The sequence below is a fragment of the Lentisphaera marina genome, from assembly GCF_028745505.1.
In the GTDB taxonomy this organism is placed as follows: Bacteria; Verrucomicrobiota; Lentisphaeria; order Lentisphaerales; family Lentisphaeraceae; genus Lentisphaera; species Lentisphaera marina.
Genome location: NZ_JAQZZL010000001.1, coordinates 835923 through 858919, shown reverse-complemented (window position 1 = coordinate 858919; position 22997 = coordinate 835923). Strand labels below are relative to the sequence as shown.

General features: G+C 39.7%; 16 protein-coding genes. 6 read left to right on the top strand and 10 right to left on the bottom strand.

Going from position 1 to position 22997, the window contains the following annotated elements; translation table 11 throughout:
• The first annotated feature begins 52 nt into the window (after positions 1 to 52).
• The 3 genes from PQO01_RS03505 (at position 53) to PQO01_RS03495 (ending at position 5076) form a co-directional block, all read left to right on the top strand.
• Positions 53 to 1921, top strand: a complete 1869-nt coding sequence (locus PQO01_RS03505; RefSeq protein ID WP_274312660.1) for a dienelactone hydrolase family protein — start codon at positions 53 to 55, stop codon at positions 1919 to 1921.
• Positions 1918 to 2847, top strand: a complete 930-nt coding sequence (locus PQO01_RS03500; protein ID WP_274312659.1) for a ThuA domain-containing protein — start codon at positions 1918 to 1920, stop codon at positions 2845 to 2847. Before PQO01_RS03505 ends, PQO01_RS03500 begins: the two co-directional genes overlap by 4 nt.
• A gap of 72 nt (positions 2848 to 2919) precedes the next feature.
• Complete coding sequence (locus tag PQO01_RS03495) at positions 2920 to 5076, top strand: sulfatase-like hydrolase/transferase (protein WP_274312658.1); 2157 nt, start codon at positions 2920 to 2922, stop codon at positions 5074 to 5076.
• Positions 5077 to 5279: 203 nt separating this feature from the next.
• On the opposite strand, the gene PQO01_RS03490 is transcribed toward PQO01_RS03495, so the two are convergent.
• Positions 5280 to 7007 carry a sulfatase gene (locus PQO01_RS03490; RefSeq protein ID WP_274312657.1) on the bottom strand — a complete coding sequence of 576 codons (1728 nt, stop codon included), beginning with the start codon at positions 7005 to 7007 and terminating at the stop codon, positions 5280 to 5282.
• A gap of 154 nt (positions 7008 to 7161) precedes the next feature.
• Between PQO01_RS03490 and PQO01_RS03485 the strand changes: the two genes are divergently transcribed.
• Positions 7162 to 7758 (top strand): RNA polymerase sigma factor, encoded by a 597-nt coding sequence (locus PQO01_RS03485; protein WP_274312656.1) that lies wholly within the window; start codon positions 7162 to 7164, stop codon positions 7756 to 7758.
• On the opposite strand, the gene PQO01_RS03480 is transcribed toward PQO01_RS03485, so the two are convergent.
• Positions 7755 to 9752, bottom strand: coding sequence for a protein kinase domain-containing protein (locus PQO01_RS03480; protein WP_274312655.1), 1998 nt, complete (start codon positions 9750 to 9752; stop codon positions 7755 to 7757). The genes PQO01_RS03485 and PQO01_RS03480 overlap by 4 nt on opposite strands.
• A gap of 250 nt (positions 9753 to 10002) precedes the next feature.
• Here PQO01_RS03480 and PQO01_RS03475 point away from each other — a divergent pair, with 250 nt between their 5' ends.
• Positions 10003 to 11709, top strand: a complete 1707-nt coding sequence (locus tag PQO01_RS03475) for a sulfatase (protein WP_274312654.1) — start codon at positions 10003 to 10005, stop codon at positions 11707 to 11709.
• 13 nt (positions 11710 to 11722) lie between these two features.
• Positions 11723 to 12067, top strand: coding sequence for an EF-hand domain-containing protein (locus PQO01_RS03470; RefSeq protein ID WP_274312653.1), 345 nt, complete (start codon positions 11723 to 11725; stop codon positions 12065 to 12067).
• A gap of 394 nt (positions 12068 to 12461) precedes the next feature.
• Here the strand turns inward: PQO01_RS03470 and PQO01_RS03465 are convergent, their stop codons facing one another.
• From PQO01_RS03465 to PQO01_RS03430, 8 genes are all read right to left on the bottom strand, one after another.
• Positions 12462 to 12893: a hypothetical protein gene (locus tag PQO01_RS03465; RefSeq protein WP_274312652.1), complete on the bottom strand. Its 432-nt coding sequence runs from the start codon at positions 12891 to 12893 to the stop codon at positions 12462 to 12464.
• On the bottom strand, positions 12886 to 14046 hold the full coding sequence (locus PQO01_RS03460) for an AAA family ATPase (RefSeq protein WP_274312651.1): 1161 nt from the start codon (positions 14044 to 14046) through the stop codon (positions 12886 to 12888). The genes PQO01_RS03465 and PQO01_RS03460 overlap by 8 nt, the downstream gene beginning before the upstream one ends.
• A 544-nt stretch (positions 14047 to 14590) precedes the next feature.
• Complete coding sequence (locus tag PQO01_RS03455) at positions 14591 to 15679, bottom strand: transposase (RefSeq protein WP_274312032.1); 1089 nt, start codon at positions 15677 to 15679, stop codon at positions 14591 to 14593.
• Positions 15680 to 15785: 106 nt separating this feature from the next.
• Positions 15786 to 17900 (bottom strand): hypothetical protein, encoded by a 2115-nt coding sequence (locus tag PQO01_RS03450; protein ID WP_274312650.1) that lies wholly within the window; start codon positions 17898 to 17900, stop codon positions 15786 to 15788.
• Complete coding sequence (locus PQO01_RS03445) at positions 17897 to 19282, bottom strand: sulfatase-like hydrolase/transferase (protein WP_274312649.1); 1386 nt, start codon at positions 19280 to 19282, stop codon at positions 17897 to 17899. Before PQO01_RS03445 ends, PQO01_RS03450 begins: the two co-directional genes overlap by 4 nt.
• 82 nt (positions 19283 to 19364) lie before the next feature.
• Complete coding sequence (locus PQO01_RS03440; RefSeq protein WP_274312648.1) at positions 19365 to 21428, bottom strand: protein kinase domain-containing protein; 2064 nt, start codon at positions 21426 to 21428, stop codon at positions 19365 to 19367.
• A 14-nt stretch (positions 21429 to 21442) separates the two neighbouring features.
• The gene (locus tag PQO01_RS03435) at positions 21443 to 22045 is read right to left on the bottom strand and encodes an RNA polymerase sigma factor (RefSeq protein ID WP_274312647.1); all 603 of its coding nucleotides are present in this window, start codon (positions 22043 to 22045) and stop codon (positions 21443 to 21445) included.
• 189 nt (positions 22046 to 22234) lie between these two features.
• Positions 22235 to 22900, bottom strand: a complete 666-nt coding sequence (locus PQO01_RS03430) for a type II secretion system protein (protein WP_274312646.1) — start codon at positions 22898 to 22900, stop codon at positions 22235 to 22237.
• Positions 22901 to 22997 lie beyond the last annotated feature (97 nt).

Sequence of the window (22997 nt, the reverse complement as noted above, 5' to 3'; positions counted from 1 at the left end):
GTACTAACGATGTTAGGTAAGACAACTTACTCAAACATCTCAAAGGCCAGCTATGTTCAAGCAACAACTCCTCAAGTATTCACTCTCCTTATTCTTAATTACTTCTAGTTTAAGTGCAGAGACCCTCAAGGACACACTTTCCACCTATCAGGCTGACAAAGTCCCAAAAAACTTTGAAGAAATGTGGCAGGGGTTTGATCCTCGCAAGGAAGCCCTTGACGTAGAAGTCCTCCACGAAACTGAGCAGGATGATGTCATCATCAAAGTCATTCGTTTTAGAGTAGGTATTTTCAAAGGTCAAAAATCCATGATGGCAGCGGTTTATGGCTATCCAAAGGGAGCCAAGAATCTTCCTGGCTTAGTCCAGATTCACGGTGGTGGTCAGTATGCTCAGTATCAAGCTATTCTCACCAATGCCAAACGTGGTTACGCCACCATATCAGTTGCATGGGCAGGACGTCTGAATGCACCAGGCTACCTTGTTGGTCCAGATCAAGTAAAAGCTTTTTGGAAAGGTGATCAATCTGATCCACAATACAAGATCACCACTGACTGGGGGGCCTTAGATGCCTATCACGCTCCCTCTCGTAGTGGTATTCACGCCTTCGGGGATTTACCTGTTTCAAAATGGAGCATTGACTCGGTAAAATCAGCACGCAATAGTTCATGGTTTCCCATCACAATGGGAACTCGTCGTGCCTTAACTTTCCTAGAGCAGCAGCCAGAAGTTAACCCGGATAAGCTTGGCGTTTACGGCCATTCTATGGGCGGAAAACTAACTGTCTTAACGGCTGCGGCTGATAAGCGCGTAAAAGCGGCGGCACCCTCTTGTGGAGGCATAAGTGATCGTGCTAAAAAACACGCCGAGCACTACAATGGGGTTGGAGATGCAAGAAACCTTGAAAACATCACTTGCCCCATTGTCTTTCTCAGTCCCGCCAACGATTTTCACGGAGCTATAGATGACTTACCCCAATCCATTAAAGAAATAAAAACTGACAAATGGCGCATTGTGGCGGCACCTCACAATAACCATCAGGATATACCCAAAGCCGAAGTCGCGACTCAACTTTGGATGGATCAATACTTAAAAAATTCTTTCACTTGGCCCAAGGCACCAAGAACTCAGATCCTGCTTAAAAACAATCATAAAAAACCCATTGTCGTCGTCGATGTTGACGATTCCATGCCCATTGAATCCGTTGAAGTTTATTATACTCAGCAAGGTTTGAGCGGAAGTGACCGCAATAGAAAAATCAATCAATTTTGGCATTTTAGTAAGCCAAAGATCCACAAGGGTAAATATGCTGCTGTACTCGATCTTTACTCAACAGATAAGCCACTTTGGGTTTATGCGAATGTGATTTACAAAATGGACAAAGAAGTCACGGGAGCCGGTTATTATTATGGCACTTACAAAGCTAATAGTTTTATTAATTCCTCGCTCATTGATTTGATTGATGCCAAAGAACTAAAGGCCGAAGAACTCCAAACTAGTATAAAGAAAACTTTGCTTTTTGAAGATTTTAAGAGCGATTGGGAAAAAGAATGGTTTACCTACAAGACTCAGAAATGGGGTCGTAAAACTCATAAGCTATACCATCCCGCATATCAGCCCCCCACTGCCGATGCCACCATGAAGCTTACTGTCTTTGCGGAACAAGATAATGCTCTAATTATTGGCGTTGATCAGTATGTTAAAGAAGTGCAAATCAAGGGTGGTCAAAATAATGAAGTCATCTTCCGTCCTAGCGATTTTAAAGATGCTAATGACGAAGTCATGACTACTTGGGATGGTAGCAAAGAATTTCGTTTGGTGGCAGCCGAAGCACTACGTCCAAAAACGGGTAAAGTTCGTATTATTGGAAAAACCTGGCAGGGAGCCAAGCCCCAATTCAAAGAACTCATTTGGCTAAAATGAAGCTTCTCTTAGTTTTTCTGAGCCTCAGTTTTTACCTTGAGGCTCAGCACCTCTGGCAAAAACCCAAAGCGCCTATCAGTCAGACTTATTTATCTAAACTTATTGGGCCCATAGAAAAAACTGAACCCTCGCGAGAAATTAATATTTTATGGCTATACGGCTATGATAAGCACCATATCCCTGGTGCACACGACTATGTTAAAGTTAAAGATTTAATGACTAAACTCCTTAAGTCTGTACCTAAAGTCACCCTTGACGAGGCCTATCAATTTCCGACAGATGCGCAATTATCCAGTGCTGATCTCATTGTCATGTACTTGCATTTCGAGGCCTTAGATGATCAAAAAATAATCAAACTACAAAATTATATTGAGCAAGGTGGCGCCATTGTTGCTCTTCATGAGAGCCTAATAATTCGTCCAGCTGAACAAGGGGCTAAACTCTCAAAATGTTTTGGTTGTGCATGGAATGAAGGGCGATCAAAATGGGGCGCTATTTTTACGGATATTTCTATTGATAATCATCACCCCATATTTAAAAATTTTCCAACAAACCTCACTCTACACGATGAATTTTACTGGAACCTCCACCAAGAGAAGGACAGCCGTATCCTTGGTGCCGTCAGAACAGGTCCTCAGGGCAATAGTAAAAAGCCCATCCAGAAGTCTCAGCTCACTAAAAAACCTCAGCCCGTTTTTTGGACTTATGAAATTGGTGAAGGACGAGTTTTTGCGACTTCCGCAGGTCACAATACTTTCTCTTATTACGACCCAGAATTTCGCCTCATCCTCTTTCGCGGCATTGCTTGGGCTTTAGTTGAAAAACCCGACCCTTTTATGCCTTTGGTAAGTTCTGGAATAACACAAAATGGCAAAGTGGGAACGACAAATACAATGCGTCATTGGAAAGGGAAAAAACGAAAATAGTTTTTTCTTTTGTTACAAATAGCAAATGCGATTGTTAGTTTATATAATATAATAATCAACTAGGTATCATTCATGCTTCGCCTTTTAATATTGCTCATTTCTTTTTCTCTCTTTGCGGAAGATCCTTTTTATACTCCTGCCACAGACAAAAAAAATCTTGATTCACAAGTTAAGATCACAGAATCCTTGCCGAATGTATTGCTCATTGGAGATTCTATTTCTATTGGCTACCACAAAGGAGTCGTCAAAAATTTGTCTGGTAAGGCCAATGTCTTCCGCCCGAAAACTAACTGTGGCGATACTAACAAAGGTGTTAAAAGTTTAGATAAGTGGTTGGGCAATACCGAGTGGGATGTGATTCATTTTAACTTTGGCCTCCACGACCTCTGCTACCGCCATCCCGATGCAAAAGTTTACGGTAATCGCGATAAAATTAATGGCACTATTTCGGTTCCCATTAAGCAATATAAGCAAAATCTAGAGCTCATTATAAAACGTCTCAAAAAAACAAATGCGACTCTCATTTGGGGCAGCACAACTTTTGTTCCCGAGGGGGAAGCCGGACGCAATCAAAAAGATAATATTTCTTACAATGCGAAAGCTCGTAAAATCATGGTACAAAATGATATTATTGTCAATGACCTCTTCACCATAAGTAAACTTCTCCCAGAGAAATTCAAAAAAACTGCCGACGTTCATTTTACCTCCGAAGGTTCCGCTAGACTTGCGACGCGCGTGGCCAAATTCATTGAGAATAACTTGCCAACTACATCAAAGCATCGTGATGTAAAGAAGACGAAAAGGCCCAATATCATCCTCTTTCTCATCGACGATTTAGGCTGGAATGACATCGCCTGCTACGGAAGTAAATTTTATGAGACTCCGAACCTCGATCAATTAGCAAAAGAAGGCTTTCGCTTTAGCGAGGCCTACGCTGCCAATCCCGTCTGCTCACCGACGCGCGCAAGTATCCTACTAGGTAAATATCCCAGCCGAGTGGGACTCAGTAATCATAGTGGTTCAAGTGGACCAAAAGGTCCCGCACATAAACTCACCCCCGTCCCAGTCAAAGGCAATATGCCTTTAGAGGACATCACTTTAGCCGAAGCTCTAAAAGAAGCGGGGTATAAGACGGCTCATATTGGCAAATGGCACTTACAATCCCACTACGACACTTCACGCAATCATTTCCCCGAAAAACATGGCTTTGACCTTAATATTGCGGGCCATCGCATGGGTCAGCCAGGTGATTTTTATTTCCCCTATAAAAGTAAACAACACCCCTCCACAAACGTACCCGATATGGAAGATGGTAAAGAAGGCGATTATTTGACTGATAAGCTCACTGACAAGGCCATTCAATACATCAAAGAAAACAAAGATACGCCATTCTTTCTCAACTTTTGGTACTACACAGTTCACACCCCCATTATCCCCAGAAAAGATCTCCAAAAGAAATACGAACAAAAATCTAAAAAAATCGGCTTAGATCTCAAAGTCACTGGCACGCCAGTACTCAAAAGCATGGCGCGCGCTCAACAAAACAATCCCCGATATGCCGCTATGGTAGAAGCCATGGATGAAAATATTGGACGTGTGCTTACCACTCTCAAAGAACTCAACATTGAAGACGAAACCATCATTGTTTTTTGCTCTGATAATGGTGGACTCTCCACTGGGACTGGACCTAATGCCCCTACTTCACAACTCCCCTTAAAAGCGGGGAAAGCTTGGGTCTATGAAGGTGGAATTCGCATTCCTTTCATCATCAAATGGCCAGGAAAAAATGGCAATAAAGAACTGCAGGCACCCGTCTGTACAACTGATATTTATCCTACCCTGCTCGATATGCTGAAACTTCCCGCTAAACCGCGACAACATCTCGATGGCTTATCACTCGCTGCTCTGATGACCGGTAAAGCTTCCGACTTGAATCGCGAAGCCCTATTTATCCACTACCCTCATTATCATCATATTAATTCCATGGGACCCGCAGGGGCCGTTCGCATGGGTGATTACAAACTCATAGAATATTATGAAACGGGGGAACTCGAGCTCTACAATTTAAAAGATGATATCGGCGAGTTGGATAACCTCGTCAAAGAACAACCCGAACGTGCTGCCCGCATGCTTAAGAAACTCCAAGAGTGGCGAAAAGAGAGTCAAAGTCCCAAGCCTGAACTCAATCCCAACTACCAAGCTGCTAAAGATTACCGCATCAAAAAATAGATCATTCCACATTGGATATGGTAAAGCCATTAGACTTCAATTAGCCTGGGATGTCAATCCCAAGCTAATGTACAAGATTAATTTGCAATGCCTTTAGGTATTGTACCTAGAGGCACAATTATTTTAGGGAGATCATTCACCCCCACGTTTTCATGTGAGGCTATTGACTGTTAAATCGTTTCACGATAATTCATGGAAAAGCCTTACTTCGCTTTTTTGTGGTCATTGAGTTCTTTCCAGCTGAGTTTACCGTCTTTGTTGGCATCGGCACTGGGATTGTTCTTGAAGTAGTTCTTTTTCCAATACTCACCATCCTTTTTCTCCCTAGCTGAGTTCTTTTTTACTACTACAGTTTTTTTCTTAGGACTACTGATCGGCTTACTAAAATCAAACTGACCAAAGCTGATGAGATCCTCTTTTAGCTCTGCTTTGATTTGAGCATATTCAGGGTTTTTCGCAAGATTCGTGAGTTCTCGGGGATCTTTTGTATGATCGTAGAGTTCTTCTTGACCATTATTATAGCGAATGTAACGAAAGTCTTTTGTTCTCCACGTCCAATGCTGTAAATCGGGATCCATTCCCGTATGAGGACCCGCATAAATCATGGTCAGAGCGCCCTTGGGGCCTTGCCATTCCATGCTTTGAGGGTTTTCTAAAAAGGGACGAATACTGAAGCCACCTAATTTTACACCACTTTCATTTTTGCGATTGTCGCCTTCTAGACCACAAAGATCCACAAGAGTCGGATAAATATCTATTAATGAAACCGGATGCTGAGCTTGGCTTCCCGCTTTTGCTATTTGCGGAGCTCGCACAATGAAAGGAACTCGGCCACTCTCCTCCCAAGGAGAATTTTTGAAGAGATAATCTTTTTCTCCCATATTCCAACCATGATCAGATGTGAAAATGACAATGGTATTATCTTTAAAACGACTTTGATCAAGGGCGTTCAGCACCTGACCTATATTTTCATCCACTGCCGCAATACTAGCCAAATAGGCTTGCGTAAAGGCCTTCAAGCCCTCCTGCCAATTGGGGTATGATTTTTTCAGTAAATCAAAATACTTGAGGCCTTTTTGATCACTATCAAATACATCTGTATAATGAGTATCCTTGGCATCGTTCTCTAAAATTTCTGGAAGCTGAATTTGATCAATGGGGAACATGTCAAAATATTTTTGTGGCACGTGTAAGGGAGTGTGAGGTCTAACAAAACCAACCGCCATAAAAAAGGCTTGTTCACTACCACTTTTATCTAATGCTTTCAAACGCTCCGCGACCCATTTTGCATTGAGCTCATCTGGAGTCAAATCTCGATCGGGCCCCTCAAAATTAAAAGGTTTTTTTATGGATTTCCAGTCCCCCGAAAACCATCGCTCAGTTTTACTTTCTTTTGGAATAGCACTCTCTATTGAACCAAAAGAACCATCTATGGCTCCAATATCGGCAAAGGGCTCAGGAACATCTGGGTGGGCGACTGTTTTGCCATCTTTTAGCCAGTAGGGACCGTAGTTAGCTTTGTTTTTAAATTCACTGTACAATGCTGGACGTTCGTGATGTAAGAGCTTACCCGTACCCATGACATTGTAAGCATTTTCGACAAAGAGTTCCATCATTGTTTTACAATGCTTTAGAGTCTTTTGCTCATACCACTTCTGCCAAAATAAATTGCCGGAATCATGTGGGTAAACCCCTGTGAATAAACTCGCACGAGAAGGTGCACAGACGGGGTTATTGGAGTAGGCATGCTTAAAGGTCACGGCACTTTGTGCAAATTTTTTTAAATTTGGTGTTTTCACTTGAGGATGACTATCGTAAGCCGATACGTAATCATTTAAATCATCGCAGATGATAAAGAGTACATTGGGGCGCTGCTTTGAAAAAAGCGGCGCAGACAAAAGAGTAATTAAAAAGCAGCAGAGACGAATCATAAGTAACCTAAGTAGATGTTTTTCAGAAAATAACCTACTCTAGATAGTTTAGTGACAGGATAAATATGACTTTCGCCTTTCAAATTTAAGGAAAATAAATAAAATTAAATCACGCGCCCTTAATTATTAATAAAATATACTGTACCTTACACGCATGGAAAAAAATCTAACACGAATCAGCCTCATTCAAAAATTGCAAGAAGATCGCAACGACGAATCTTGGAATGAATTTATTGATTTATACGAAGGCTATATTTTTACCATCGCCAAAAAGATGAATTTCTGTGATGATGATTGCTATGATATCATGCAAACTGCTTTTGTGAAAATTTGGTCAAAAGTGAGTTCATTTGAGCATGGAGGCAATGCCGGACAATTTCGCCGTTGGCTCGCAGTGATCACACGTAACTCTGGTCTCAATCATATTGATAAACGCAAGCGCGAACAAGCCAAGCACGACAAGTATTACGATGACCAAGCTAATTATCTCAATACCGTAACAGAACCTGAGATCGAAAAAATGGCTGAAAAAGAATGGGCCATTTACGTGACAAATTTAGCTTGGAAAAATGTTCAAGATGATATAAGTCAAACACAAAAAGACATTTTTGAAATGACTTTAGATGGCAAATCTCGCAGCGAGATTGCCGAGGCTTTAGAGATCCCTCTCAACACCGTATCAGTCTACAAACGTCGTGTCACCGCTATTCTTCAAAAAGAAATCAAACGGCTAGAAAAAACGGCTCATTAATCCACGTAAGTGAACTTTATCTGAAGATAATTCTTGCTTAGTGCATTTTTTTCTTCTGTTGAAATCTGACTTTTTTGAAGGACAACTTCTTCCAAGCCAGGAATGTGTTGAATCGTTTCAATTGAACTGATATCGCAAGCATTGATGATAATTTTTCGTATGTAAGATGAGTTTAAGTCTTCTAACCTAATCTGGCCGCAATGACTTAAATTTAAGGTGCCTATTTTTAAACCCGATAGTGCAATAAGATTGGATAATTCTTTGTGTCCACTTAAATCGAATTCGGTGAATACCGAGCCTTCCTCTGTACTGAACTGAATATTCCATTTTTCCTGCTTCAGGTTAGTTTGTTTTAAAATCTCACGTACAAGAGCAAGTCGGCGTTTACTCGGCTGAGGTCTACTGAGTCGATGATGCACGATACGTCGGGCCATCCATGCCGACTCAGAATTCCCAATTGTGGCAATAAACTTTATAAAATCATCGTCATGCAAATAACCCTGACGATAGTATTGAGTATCGTCTCGACGGTATTTTATGTATTCATCTAGGATTTTTTTAATGTAGCTTTGTTTAACTAAATTATGCTTCAAATAGAGTTGGTACGCCTCTTCATTTTTTTCGTAGAAAAGCAATAAAATAATTTTATTGGAGAGCACCTTTACATCCCCCGGTGACGCCGCTAATGCGAGGTTGAGTTGGTTCATGGTTCGGGTATAAGTCCACTTCTCTGTAAAGACCGAATTTATATTGGAAATCGATAAATCTTTTAAGTGCTCACGTTCTTTTTTTTCCCCGAGATACTTGGCGAAGTTGGCTTGTGATTCACGCAAGGCCTCCTCTGCTTTATTTTGATTGTTCTCAGCACGGGAACGCTCCTTTTCGGCTCGGGCCTGTTCTTCAGTCGCTACATTTAGAGCCTCTAAAATTTGCTGCTCACTTATTTTTAAACGAGCAATAAAACCCACGGTCAAAGTCGTAATAATTGTAAAAGCCACAATCACAATCACGCAAATCTTTTTATGGCGTCGAATCAATAGCCTTAAAGTTTTTAGGAAAGACGCATTTTCTGCACTGGGCGCAAAGCCATCGAGATAAAGATCAATTTCATGTCTCAGTTCATCCACACTTTGGTAACGTTGATCAGGATCTTCATTCATCGCCTTCATACATACTGAAGCAAGACCTTTATCAATATGCAGAGCGGGGCTGCGTTTACTTGGCGGAATCAGCTCTCTTTTTGAATTAAATGACTTAACATCAAAGGGAACTTCTTTAGTGAGAATACTGTAAAGCAATCCCCCTAAGGAAAAGATATCAGTTCGTTCATCAACGACTTTATTATTGGGGTCCAACTGCTCGGGAGCCATAAAGGCGGGTGTCCCCTTGCATTCATTTGAAACTCCTTGAATATCGGGGCTTAAAAAATTCATATCTTCTTCTGGAATATAGAGGCGCAAGGCCATGCCCCAATCATAGACAAACACCTCCCCAAATGAATCGATGCATACATTATCTGGCTTCAAATCGAGATGGACAACTCCCCGTGAATGAGCGTAGGAAATCGCATCGCAGATCTTCATAAAGATCTGCAGTAATTTATTCAAGGCTTGATGATAAATAGCTTGATTAAGGGACTCGCCTTGTACCAATTTCATCGTGAAAAAAGCTTGCTTCAACCACCCCATGTCATAGACAGGAATGATGTTAGAATGTTCAAGTAAAGCACTAATCTGGGCTTCGCGGCGGAAGGCCTCTTCACTCTCTTTGGATTCATCTTTAGGGAAGGCCATCGCAACGTAACGCGAGGCCTTACAATCAAATGCCTTATGAATATTTTTAAGGCCACCCTGCGCTATCATTTCTTCAACTTGATAACGTTCATCGGGCTCAATGTATTCTTCTTGATGATTTAATTCCTCATACAAATCCCCTAAGCGCGTGTCAATTTCCGACACTGACTGAGACAAGCTTTCTTGCTTATTACGTGGCATAAAGAACCTATTGATTAACGACGATAGAATTAAACATCTTAAAAACATTTGAGAAGACGAACTTGCCTTTAATGTATATGACCACCTTTCCATTAATCCAGTTTAAGTCATAAATTTATCTCTTTATCTATGGATAATGAAGTCTAATAAAAGTGATGACTAAAGAGCTCTCATTTAGAAAATGGAATAATATTTGTCACTTCCCCCTTCCGTATTCGGTTTACTATTAAAACCCCAAAAGGATTATTGAATGAAAGTTAGTTTACTTCTCACCTGCCTCTTTAGTTTAGTCAGCTTGGCGCAAACAGAAAAACCCAATGTTTTAATGATTGTCTTCGATGATTTAAACGACTTCATCAGTCCCATGGGCGGGAATCAGCAAAGTAAAACTCCTCATTTCAAAGCTCTTGCTAAATCGAGTGTTGTTTTTAATAATGCTCATAGCAATGCACCCGTTTGCTCACCTTCACGTGCAAGTTTTATGACGGGTGTTCACCCCTATAGCTCACGTAATTACGGCTTTAAAAACGCCTTCGCCAATAGCGTTATTAAAAACTCTAAAACTCTGCCGCAGTACATGCAGGAGAATAATTATAAAACCTATTCAGCAGGAAAAATCTTCCATGGCAAGGTAAGGGGTGTTTGGGATGAAGTCGGTGTCGAAGTCGACTATGGACCCTTGGCCTACAATGGTAAAAAAACGACTCTGCACCCATCCAATCCGAAGGCGCTCATGCCTTTTGGTGCTCTTGATTCGACTTATGCGCCCCTCTCAGATGTGCCCAATGTACCTGCCTCAGCAGATGCTCCTGGACATGCGGGCTGGGTCAATGCCAAATGGGGACAAGAAAGCGCCTTTAAATACAATTCAGATGATGATCGTGACCTTCTCAACGATGAAAAGACTCTGCAATGGTTTAAGAACAAAATCAAATCTATGGAACAAGAAGGACAGGATCAAGCCTTTTTCATGGCTCTCGGTTATATCCGCCCACACACACCCCTAGTTGTTCCCGATAAATACTTTGACATGTTCCCCCTCGATCAAATCAAACTGCCGACTAGAAAAGACCAGGATTTAGAAGACACGAACTATCATGCAAAAAGTGGCAATAGTTCAAGGGGCATTAAAATATATGAAGCGCTACAAACAGAAGAAGATTCCATGAAGCGCTATACCCAAGCTTATTTAGCTTCAGTTGCGTTTGCCGATGATATGCTTGGCCAGACAATGGAAGCACTCAACAAGAGTAAATTTAGAGACAACACCATCGTCATCCTATTTAGTGATCACGGCTATCACATTGGAGAAAAAAATAATGTCTGGAAATACACTTTATGGGAAGATAGCACTCGTGTTCCCTTTATGATTAAGCACCCCGATTACCAACATAATGCCGGAAAAATAGTGAACCATCCCATCAGCTTAGTTGATGTTTTTCCAAGTATTAAAGATTTTTGTCAACTGACTGGTGATACTCGACAAAACCCAAATGGCGCCCCTCTTGATGGCCACAGCCTCAAAACTTTCTTAGCAAATCCTAATTCGAGTAAATGGGAAGGTCCTGACGTGGCCATGACCATGCTAGATAGCTACACATCCAAACTTCCTGAACGTCAAAATATTGCGGTTCGCGCAAAAAACTTTCGTTACATACGTTACGCTAATGGTGTAGAGGAACTCTATGATCACCGCCGTGATCCCCATGAGTGGAAAAACCTCGCATCAAACCCCGAGTATGCCTCTGTAAAGAGCCAGATGCAAGAGCAAATCAAGCTTCAACTATCCAAGGCACATACCCCCGCAAATAATGTTCCAACTAATACAAGCTCAGAAAAATCCTCTGGTGAAAAGTGGAAAGATACTTATTTCAAAAAACACCCTGGGGCGGACTCCAACAAGGATGGTGAACTGAGCTGGCCAGAATTTCATCAACACAAAAAGAATAATAAATAATAAGGGATCAGATATGAAAAAAATACTTATAATCACCTGCCTCATCTTCGGCTTCTCTAGCACTGTTTTTGCCAATGAAAAAACTGGCGCCGACAAGTGGAAAGATACATACTTTGAAAAACATCCCGAAGCAGATACCAACAAAGATGGTGAACTCAGTTGGCCGGAGTACAAAACGCATAAAAATGCTGCAAAAAAGCCCGCTCCAGCAAATGATAAAGCTGAAAAAAACGATGGTGAAAAATGGAAGGACACTTACTTCCAAAAACATCCTGAGGCCGATACCAATAAAGATGGTAAACTCAGTTGGCCAGAGTTTAATCAACACAAAAAGAAGAATCAAACTAATAATATTTGATATAATTACCCATAAAGCGGGTTAAGCCCTGATCGCCTGGTCAAGGAAAGGCATTTCCTTGCAGGGGAGTTCGAGGGGACAGCGTCCCTCTCGGTCACATCATGCCCACTATTGTGGGTGATCGCAATATTTAAATCATTTTTCTCTTGCCCCAAAGCTCACCAGCTTTGGGGCTTTTTTGTGCTTCTTCACGACATTTTTCTCTCACATGTTGCCCGAATTAATACACATCGTTGCGCGATTACAAAAACCTTATGGCAAGGCCATTGCACTTTAAATAGCATGGGGTGTGAAGCCCACGGACGTTTAAAAACACCTGTCCCTCTATTCCCCTCCCGCTATTTCCCCATTAATTTCGTAAAAGTAAAAGCCACTCATTCGAGTGGCTAAGGATTTAGTGATTATACATATCAAATTTAGTGTCAACCCAAACAAGGTAAAACACCTCACTATCAATGAAACCTATTAATCGACCTTTTGCTGAAGGCATTCTAAAAACAACTACGTCAGTTTCATCTTTAAACCTATGAGGTTTATTACCAGCTTTTTTTAATTGACTGAATGGAATCTTCTCAAATCCTTGTTCTCTGGGTAATTTTTTTATGTCTTTCCAGGTTAAAGTGTTTAAGTACACGAATTTATCTAAGACGAGAACACGATCTTTTTTATCTTTTATATCTGATATCTTTCTTCCCGATGCAGTATTAAATTCAAGTGAGAATTTTGGGTAGAGGTTGTTTACAGAGCTGTTGTACTGTCTATCTTTCTCTTGATGATCAGCATTCTTTTTATCTTTCGATTTATTTCTAAGTTCTCTTCTACCCAATTTCAGGAACTCCGCCAAGTTGACCTTTTTCATAATGAGGACGAATGGGACGACCATTCCTTAACATGTCGCTAGGAAGCTCATCTAGCCTTCTAGTGCAGCTTTCTTTGGCTACTTTATCTATTACAGAAACTCTGTACTTACCAAGTTCATTTAAGATTTCACTATTTTGACAAGTGAAAATTAATTGTGGAGTTCCTTCCTTGTGCTCATCTTCTGTAAACAGTCGAATAATTACTGGAATAATCATGGGGTGAAGATGGAGATCGAGTTCATCCATCATCATAAGTGTAAAATCTGTTATAGCTATTTTATACATCCCTAGATGAGTATAAAGCATTTGTGTTCCACTAGACTCCTGTGAAAATGTGGTGCCTTTTACAGAACCATCATCAAGATTGTGAATAAATAAAGGTTCGTATGAAACTTCGCCATTAACAGATTCTTTTTTTTCTATTTTTATGTCATCTATTCCAGTATCAAAATTTTTCAGTTGGTGTACAACAAAATCTAAAAACTCAGGCATGTCATAGTAAAATTTAGATGCGTCTTTTTTAGATAAGAAATTGTGATTGAAACCTGAAGAAGTTACATTTGATATGCTGTAATTACAGAATCTATGAAGTTTTTCCACACATTCCATAGAGTGTTGGTGTGCTGTACTAATAATGGAAGCATTATTTCTTAATGAAGGGATTTTTTCTAAGTCTGTAAATGCACCGTTCACTTGCATAATAACATTACCTTCACGCTCAATTAAAGGGAGGCCAGAAATATCACCTTTTTTATTGAGTAGAAATAATTTTTCAAAAATCACTTTGTCTTTTGTGAGTTCTACTTCATATAAGTAGTCATTGTTATTGATGCGTAATTCAATAAAAAGGTATGTTGGATTTGTATTATAAAAGTAACTCTCAAAACCTAATTTTGATTCTGGTTTATTAGAAAAAGAGTCGGTTATAAAACTAAATAAAAAAGTTAGAGCTTTTAAACAATTAGTTTTACCTGACGCATTCCCACCTTTAAGGCACATCACCGAACTGACATCCATTCCTTTAGATATGTTTTCAGGACAATTGCCGTTTAATCTGAAGTTTATATCAAAGCCTTCTTTGTAGCTGTAAATATTTTCTCCACCAAATCTTAGTATCATAATGATCTCATTTTATTAGTTTAATTAGTTTAATTAGTTTAATTAGTTTAATTAGTTTAAACCATAAAAAATAAATATCTGCCAAAATTGGCAGATATTGTAAATATAGTTTACGTTTTGTCAAAAAATTAAACGAGAATAAGGAACAGATGATTTTGATGGGGAGGGAATGCGTATTATAAGTTTTTGGCTGTTTTTCAGGAGTTAGACTGACTTAATATAGTAAATATTTTAAACAATTTCAGAAAGTAATGAACCAGAGACTTATAGAGATAGCTGATTTTAGGTGGAGTGAGGAAATAAGAAATAAAATCTATACTGTGATAAACTCAACCAAAGAGTATTAACATGAATACCGTTTAAGTTTCAAATAATTACACCTTTTGATCCTTTTGCAAAAGTCCTGAATTAGAGTGATTAAAAAGTTCATCCAGGATAAATCTTAAGATCTCGCTCACATGTATCTCGAAATTGGATACATGTGAGTATAAACAAGCCAAAAATGGACGCAAGTTGATCATGACGTATAGTTTTATGTTAGTTGCTAAATAGTCTTGAAGAGTTGGTTTGCTGTTATTGCAATAATGCCAAACATTAGATGAGTCATGACTTTTGCATGTCCTCGTACTCTGATCATCCTACCACCATAGTTGTCTTTTAAGTTCGAAAAGACTCTTTCAACAGATGACCGCTGTTTGTACCGTTCTTTTTCAGGCGGGTCAAAAATCTTTTTCTCCCCAGTTTTTCTAGGATTGTGATCAATAATAGATTTATGTCCTAAAAGATGGCTGAATTTATGGATAGAAGGTGAATCATAGGCTGCATCCATTAAATCATATAAATTAGTTATGCGTTGTGCGCTAATCTGTGCTAAAGGGATTGCCGCTTGGCTGTCGTGTAAAGACGCTGAACTCAATAGGCCTGCGACTGGTATATCTCCATCAATACAATCTAAGTGAAGCTTGTAGCCTTTCCATGAAACTTTATAACCATTACTGTTTTTCTTTGTCCCTTTATTACAGTGCGTTGGGAGCTCTTTTAAGTTTTCTTCAAGTGACCGGTCGACCTGCTTTTCCACTACGGTTTTTTCTTTAATTCGGATCTCACCTTTTTTAGGCCGCCCTCGTTTCTTAGGGGCTTTAGGCTCAGCCCCTGGTTCAGACATGACTTTTTCTCTAGCTTCAATTGCTGAAGAATCTCTACTAATGTGCGGTACTAAGGTGTCTCCACAATGTTTTACCACTAAGAATTCATGGATTCTTTGGCAGAGCTGAGAGGCGGTGATTTCTGCAAATACTCTAGAAAAAGTACTTTCATGAGGAAGCTGTTTTGCAAATTCCCAACCACATAAACGACGTATCTTTGTACTTGATTTGAGAAAGTCTATAAAAGATCTTGTTGTATCGAAGTTATAAACGGATTTGGCTATGTAAGCTTTCACTATATTAAAATGATCTTTCGGAGGTCGCCCAAATCCACACCATTCAAATTCATGGCTGAACTGATCAAGCTCAGTTATTGTGCAGATGCGAACAAACTCTTTCTCTTTCTTAGTTAATTCTCCGCCTAAAAGTTCTTCTAAGCCTGGAAATAAATACTTTTCTATGGTATCCCATAAGCCGGGTAGATTCATGTTTTTTCTCTTTTTGTTTTGGTAACTATTGAGATAACATGTTTCTACTTTTATTCAGCTTGTTTTATGACTTTTGCAAAAGGCTCCTTTTAACTATTAATATTTCCTATTTTGCGCTATGCGCAAAATTCACTTTCTCAAGTTTATCCCCTAGGCGCTCTGAATACATCGATGCGCCCACTTCACGAGCTCGCTGACGCATTTCTTCGTAGGGTTGGTCAGTGATATCGACAAAACCAATACGATAATTCTCTCCATCTGGGCGTCCCGTAACTGCTTGGTCTTGAAGTTGAAAGTAATGCGCTCCCACGTAACGAGGATCTTTGTAAGCATGTTCAGTATAGGCTTTAAATTGGGCTGCCGCATGTTTCACATCAACTGAAGTACATAATCCACCACCCCATACACCTTTCTCATTAATGGTTCCGAAATGATACTCCCCAATAATCATGGGTTTATTAATTTCTTTAGGCCATGTAATTGTTAGCGGACTAAAATCATAGTAATTCACACTCACGACATCGCAGTGACGTGACGAAGCAATCAAAGCATAAGTATTCTCTTTAAAGTGAATACGACTACCGAGGTAAAGCTTCTTGGGAGCATACTGTTTCATCATTTTTGCGCATACCGCAAAATAGTGATCTAAGTATCGGGCACTAACTTCTAATAAGTCTTTTTTACAGTTATTATTATTCACTGGCAAGGCATCGCCAATGGCATCCCAAGAACTAAAACCTCTTGCCCAAGCACGATTTAAGCTAAAAATATCTCCATACTTATTTTCCAAGTGTTTTAACATGATTCGACGTGTGTGCGATTGTTTTTTCCCTCTAAAAATGATCTCTGCCGTTTGTATTGATTTCTGACCAAAATCGAGCTCATTATCAATGAAGAAGCCTATGCACCAAGGGTCATTCGCTTGTGTGGAGTAGCGTTGTAAAGACTTCGCCAAGCTCTGTTCAAAATGAGGGTGGAAAGCATCCGGCAATGATTTGAGTTGTTCTCCCTCTTTTATTTCGGGACGCCAAAAATGCACGGCTTGAGTGTAAGGCATTTTTTTGAGTTCGTAGAATTCTTTTTTCGTCCAGTTCCCTAGAGTGTTAAAACCCCAAGAGCGCAGGCGTTGATTTATCATTTTTGGATAAAGTTCACGCCAATTCATGCCATACTTTTTCTGTAAATTACTTTGAGAGGGATTCCAAGTCCCAGCTTTTCTCCCTTTAATGAGCTCTCCTACCTCAGAGGAACTCGCTTGGAGTTTATTGATCTCTGGCTCCGAAGTATCACCTCCATAGCCAATCGACGTTAAGCCGAAAGACCAAAACAAGTAGCCCTGAGGATCAACAAACCACCATTTTCCATCTATTTTTTTGGTATAAAAATGCCCCGTCGCAGCTTGTTTAGGCGCGGAAACATCACCACCATACTCACTGAGGTTTAGGGCTCTTGGATGATTTTTGATTTCCTGTAATTCATTCCTTAAATGTACTTTTAATTCATCACTACTTTTTACTTTATTACTCCAATTTTCCAAAGTATTCTGACCAAACACGTCCACATAGGGTCTCTGCAGAGGAGAGAATTTATAATCCTTAATCGCCACATAATCGGCCATCCCCCTCAACTTACTGAGTTCAAGCTTAACTTGCCCTGATGGGGAGTAGATATCTAAATCTAGCTTGCGCACGCTTTCCAAATTTATCTGCCTCCATTTACTCCCGTATGTTCCATTGGGAAAACCCTTTATATTTCCATAGAGATAGGATTTATTTTCGACATCTTCCACTTCCCTCGGCAAATGAATGTAAAGCGTGGCTCGCTCTCCCGCTTCGACAGACACTCCACCCGTGGTTTCTTTCCATGACTCATAGGCTCGACCCTTGATCACAAGTGATTCGGATCCCTTATTATATAGGTCTAAAGCTAGCCAAACTTTGGATCGAAAATCTAAGCCTTTCGCTCCTTTCACCTGCAAATTGAGTTTTAAAACTTTCTTATTTTGATTTTCAACGCTCCATACTCCATTATGCTGGGGGAAGGTCAATTTTGATGAGCCCAACTTAGAGGATAAGTCCATTTTAGAAGCATCAAAAATTACTGGTGCTGAGTCATTCTCTGGGTGCAAAGGCTGTGAAGTAGCGGTAAAAGCAACACTTCCATAAAGGCAGACCACTAAACTTATGAGCTTAGGGTAAATCATTTGAAGACTCTTATTCATTTCTTTTTTTTCTTTCTGTTTTTCCAGGCTTCCGTATGAATTAAACCTAAGAAAATGGGGTCAATTAATTCGCTATCCCATTGTTTGCGCAAGTCATTGAGTTCCCTAACTCGCTCGGGGTATTTTGAGGCTATGTTATCTTTTTCTCCAATATCATTCTCTAAATTATACAACTGGGGAGGTGCACCACGCCAGGGTATAATCAATTTATATGTCCCCTGTCTAATGGCATAGCGATTACCGTCGAATTTGCGTAAGTAAATTTGTTGATGTGGAATACCTTTTTTCTCGCCAGTCAAATAGGGTATAAGATTAACTCCGTCTAAGGGCTTATCCTGATTTAAAGGAGATTGACTTAAGTCTGCGATAGTCGCAAAAATATCTAGCGCACTCACTGGGTGATCATAAACTTGACCTGCCTTAATTTGTTTGGGAAACTTCATTGCAAAAGGAACTCGAAAACCACCTTCAAAGACGTCTCCTTTTGCCCCTCTTAACGCTGCGTTATTTGAAGAATTCTTGCTCTCAGGACCACCGTTATCCGACAAAAAGAAAACGATGGTATTATCATCTAAGTTGAGTTCTTCGAGTTTTTGCATCAAACGCAAAATACCATCATCCATCGCACTCACCATGGCGCAATAAGTCCTACGATTCTCATCTTTCACATGAGCAAAGCGATCGAGGTATTTTTGCGTAGCCTGCAAAGGTGTATGTGGCGCATTATAAGAAAGGAAAAGAAAAAAGGGCTTCTCTTGATTTCTCTCCACAAAACTTAGGGCTTCATCACTAAATTCATCGGTTAAATACTTTGTGGTTTTTACTGGTGTATCATTGCGAGTTATATAACTGACATATGAATCATTTTCATTTTTAACATCCTCTGTTTTGACTATGCGTAGTTTCTCTGGAAAATAAGCATGTCCACCACCTAAATGTCCAAAAAACTCATGAAAACCACGTTTATTGGGGCGTAAGCTCGGCTCGGCACCCAAATGCCATTTACCGATAATCCCGCAATGATATCCCACTTGGCTTAAAGATTCCGCAATCGTCATTTCACTTTTGGGTAAAGCAGACTTTGGATCAGTCAAATTCCATTGTGGATTACGCTCAAAACCGAAGCGTTGCTGATACCTACCCGTCATAAAACCGGCTCGACTGGGACCGCAGACTGAGTAAGATGTGTAGCCACTTGTAAATTTCACACCATTTTTTGCGATGGAATCAATACCTGGAGTTGGAATCTCTTCACTCCCATTGAAACCCACATCACCATAACCTAAATCATCGGCCATAATAACAATTAGGTTAGGCTGGCTATTTGCCTGCACATATAAACTTAGGCTAAAACTGAGTGTGTATAAAAAAAGTTTGATCATTTGTCCTCTTTGCGTCATTTACTTAAATAACAGACGCCAAAGTGGCTAGTGACAATTTTAGGTTTTAGTGATCAAGTTTTAGCTAAGGAACTACGATTATTTTAGTGTCGGGGAGATACTTTCTAAGCTCTTCCACATCGAATTGACCCTTGTGAATCGTGAGTCTCTCCAGACTCTTAAGGTCTTTCAAAACGCCTTTGCTCCTCACCGATGAATGACTAATGTCGAGTACTCTTAAAGACATATCTCTAAGCCTGGTCAAGTTTGACACTGAAGTATGTGCGAGATTTAACCTAAGCAAATCATAATTTTCTAAAGTGTTAAGCTCAATGATTTCTGTATTACTGACATCCAGTGACCTTAGCGGCTGATTTCTAAAACATATAAAATTGCTAATCCCAGTATGAGATAAATTTGCTGATCTCGCTGGAAAGTTTTGTAAAATCAAAGCTGTTTGAACCCAAGGGTTATTAGACACATTTAAATCCCTAGTACTTTTATCATAGGAGAAATTTAATTGCTTATCTTTATGATTTATAAGTCGTACGTAGTTATTATGGGCTACAATGACCCCCTTGCAAAAATCAATTCTTTCCTTAAGCGTAATGTCGGCATAGGCTTTGTAATGAATTAAACCACCTACTATGGCATATTGCTTGTCTTTTATCCCGCGATTAAATAGTTCCAAGAATTGCGGTAAAGACAATGGTATGTCATCATCACTTTTGATCTTATAAAAATCTTCGGCTATTTTCTTTTGTTTTGGTGAATCGCCGTTTTCTTCCAAAGCTTGAATAGCGGCTCCAAATTGCTGATAAATCAGGTGGAGTATACCCTTTAAGCGCCACGCTTCCTTCAGTGTAGGATCAAGTTCTACGGCACTGTCCGAAAAGTTCACTGCATCATCAAAATTATAGGAGTTGAAAGCAATTTGTGCTCGCTCATAAAAACGTGGTGCAGCCTCTTTATTAATTTTTATATGAAATTCTTTTTCTATACTCATTTTCTCTGCTAGCTGCAAAGCATTAATTTTTTCGAGCTTAAGATTATTAATGGCAAATGAAGCGGCAAATAAACTAATGAACACAAGCATTATTGTCGCAATACTAATGGCTCGGTGGCGCTTGATCCACAATCCCATTATTTTTAGTAAAGTGGCATTTTCAGCGTTGGTGGCAAAGCCCTTGCGGTAATTTAAAATTTCCTTTTGTAGTTTTACTACGCTCTCGTAGCGATCCTTGGGGTCAAGTGACATCGCTTTTAAACAAACCGCCTCTAAGGACAAAGGAATGGAGGGCTCAATTTCCGTAGGTTTACGAAAGTCACATGTAGCCGTTTTCTCCATGAGCCTAAGTATATCATCACCGACAAAAGGTTTTCTAAAGCATAAGATTTTGTACAAAACGCAACCTAGCGAAAAAATATCGGTATGAACTCCTTTCTTCACTTTTACCAAGCTCGTCTGTTCTGGAGCCATGTAACCCGGCGTTCCTTTGACGACTCCGTCTAAAGTGAGATTGGTATCTTTCGGGTTAAAAGTAAAACACTCCAATAATTCTTCATCACATTCCGCTGCCATGACTCGAGCTAAGCCCCAATCACAGACAAGGACGTCGCCATATTCACTAATTTGAATATTATCTGGCTTTATATCTAAATGCAGTACACCTCTCGAGTGAGCATATGCAATCGCGTCACAAACTTTAATAAATACATCCAAGCGGTCACTCAAATCACTTTGATAGATGGAGTTCCCTTTTTGAATTTCTCCCAAAATTTTCTCCAAGGAAGAACCAGAAATAAACTTCATCGTAAACCAAGGGTGACGTCCTTTAAGGCCTAAGTCGTGTAAAGGAATAATATTAGGGTGTTGTAGCGCCGCCGTTAATCGAGCTTCTTTGAGAAAAGCTTCTTTTTCCTGATCGCTGGCATCCTTTTTTAAACTCGCCATCGCAACGACCCGTCCCGTCTTAAGGTCACGGCAAGTTTTAATGACTTTTATGCCACCTTCATCGACGTACTCAAAATCACAATAGCGAGTCTTGATAGAAGCAATTGTATCCAGAAGGGGCATTTCATCGAGTTCGTCGAGTTCATCAAAGAAATCTGCAAATTTTTTATCGAAGCCCTCTTCTATTCTCGACATACGTCCGTCCTGACCTAACCACCCAACTCAGAATTGAGTCGAGATATTTCTCTAAGAAGTACTTTTTTAACTCTAGATTTATAAACTCGTACGGCTCCGGTGCTCACATCAAATTTATCCGCAAGAGCTTGGTTACTCTCTTCGTGAACTGAGGCTTCAAAGATTTTTCTCGATTGTTCCGAAAACTCATCTTTAACGTTTTCCCAAGCCATATTCGATATATAACTTTTCCACTCGAGCTCGGCAATTTTATTGATTTCAGGTTCAGTTATATTATCTAAAGAATGCAGCGTTGCGTCATAATCCACATTCTTATTATCATTGCGAGTCGACTTTTTTCGAAAGAAATTATAAACCGTACTCTTAATCACCAAACACAGCCAAGTTCGAAAAGTACACACGCCTTCACGATACTCATAATTTGGCAATGATTTCCAGACTTTAACTAACACATCCTGTAGTAAATCCTCCGCCACATCTTGCTTCACTCCAAGACTGCGAATCACCACATAAATGTAGCCTTCATAATATTTAACAAAATCATCCCATGACTTTTCATCATTAGAATCAATCAGTTTATACAGAAGTGTCTGCCTTGTGTGATACTCTTGACTCATAGAGTCCTCATAAAATTCTTTTTATGCTATAAAGGTTAACTGTCCGATTTATTAATGCCAGTAAAAATGCAATTTTATACATACTCATCAAGTGTTTACAGTTGCTTTAAATGATTGAGAAAGCGTATTAAAACTTATTCAAAAGGCAAGCTCTAGTAATTTTGGAATATGTGATTACTTAATTAGCGCTTACTCGCCACTTTCGAACGCCCAGGAATAAAAGTAAGTAGGCTTACTTGGGTCGACAATCTGTTGTTGAATTGTGACATTGGCTCGTATATGTCCATCAACGTAAATAAGGTTTCTGTCCGTACCATTATGTAAATTATTGCTATCCATATCTCTAAAGTATTGATCACTCCTCGTATAAAAACTAACTGAGTCTATAAACATTACGGCTCCGTTTGGGTCAGAGACATTCGTGCGCTTTACAGGGGCATAACGATCTCCTTCACGATTATGGGCACCCGCATAAAGACTGTAGCCATAATGTGTCCATAACCAAGAACTTGCTGCACTCAAGTCAGCCTTTGGGCATCTGAACGTGTTGGCACTTGTATCTTTTACATCTTGAGAAATACTTGGACCATGAAAACCACTTGGATAAGCCAAGTATGTCGAAAGTTGTCCCGGCCAAGTACCAAGGTCGTCACCATTACCAGTGACATACATCATAAGTTGATCGTTATCATCTCCCCACATTGTTTCCGCAATATGAATTTGTCTCTGTCTATTCTGACAATCCACAGAAATAGCTTTTTCTCTCGCTTTACCAAGACTTGGCAAAAGTAAGGAAGCCAGTATTCCGATAATAGCTACGACAACTAAAATTTCTATCAATGTGAATTTTTTCATATTCATCTCCTCTGCAATACTATATGATCTTTTTATTAAGAAACACATTTTTTGAATTGGCGAAACAAAAAAAATATTCATATCTAAAAAACATTTA

What these genes read in the sequence shown, in the direction of transcription:
- PQO01_RS03505 (WP_274312660.1), top strand. Translation starts at nt 53, where the DNA reads ATGTTCAAGCAACAACTCCTCAAGTATTCACTCTCCTTATTCTTAATT.
- PQO01_RS03450 (WP_274312650.1), bottom strand. Translation starts at nt 17,900, where the DNA reads ATGAATAAGAGTCTTCAAATGATTTACCCTAAGCTCATAAGTTTAGTG.
- PQO01_RS03445 (WP_274312649.1), bottom strand. Translation starts at nt 19,282, where the DNA reads ATGATCAAACTTTTTTTATACACACTCAGTTTTAGCCTAAGTTTATAT.
- PQO01_RS03485 (WP_274312656.1), top strand. Translation starts at nt 7,162, where the DNA reads ATGGAAAAAAATCTAACACGAATCAGCCTCATTCAAAAATTGCAAGAA.
- PQO01_RS03495 (WP_274312658.1), top strand. Translation starts at nt 2,920, where the DNA reads ATGCTTCGCCTTTTAATATTGCTCATTTCTTTTTCTCTCTTTGCGGAA.
- PQO01_RS03455 (WP_274312032.1), bottom strand. Translation starts at nt 15,679, where the DNA reads ATGAATCTACCCGGCTTATGGGATACCATAGAAAAGTATTTATTTCCA.
- PQO01_RS03490 (WP_274312657.1), bottom strand. Translation starts at nt 7,007, where the DNA reads ATGATTCGTCTCTGCTGCTTTTTAATTACTCTTTTGTCTGCGCCGCTT.
- PQO01_RS03470 (WP_274312653.1), top strand. Translation starts at nt 11,723, where the DNA reads ATGAAAAAAATACTTATAATCACCTGCCTCATCTTCGGCTTCTCTAGC.
- PQO01_RS03475 (WP_274312654.1), top strand. Translation starts at nt 10,003, where the DNA reads ATGAAAGTTAGTTTACTTCTCACCTGCCTCTTTAGTTTAGTCAGCTTG.
- PQO01_RS03480 (WP_274312655.1), bottom strand. Translation starts at nt 9,752, where the DNA reads ATGCCACGTAATAAGCAAGAAAGCTTGTCTCAGTCAGTGTCGGAAATT.
- PQO01_RS03500 (WP_274312659.1), top strand. Translation starts at nt 1,918, where the DNA reads ATGAAGCTTCTCTTAGTTTTTCTGAGCCTCAGTTTTTACCTTGAGGCT.
- PQO01_RS03460 (WP_274312651.1), bottom strand. Translation starts at nt 14,046, where the DNA reads ATGATACTAAGATTTGGTGGAGAAAATATTTACAGCTACAAAGAAGGC.
- PQO01_RS03435 (WP_274312647.1), bottom strand. Translation starts at nt 22,045, where the DNA reads ATGAGTCAAGAGTATCACACAAGGCAGACACTTCTGTATAAACTGATT.
- PQO01_RS03440 (WP_274312648.1), bottom strand. Translation starts at nt 21,428, where the DNA reads ATGTCGAGAATAGAAGAGGGCTTCGATAAAAAATTTGCAGATTTCTTT.
- PQO01_RS03430 (WP_274312646.1), bottom strand. Translation starts at nt 22,900, where the DNA reads ATGAAAAAATTCACATTGATAGAAATTTTAGTTGTCGTAGCTATTATC.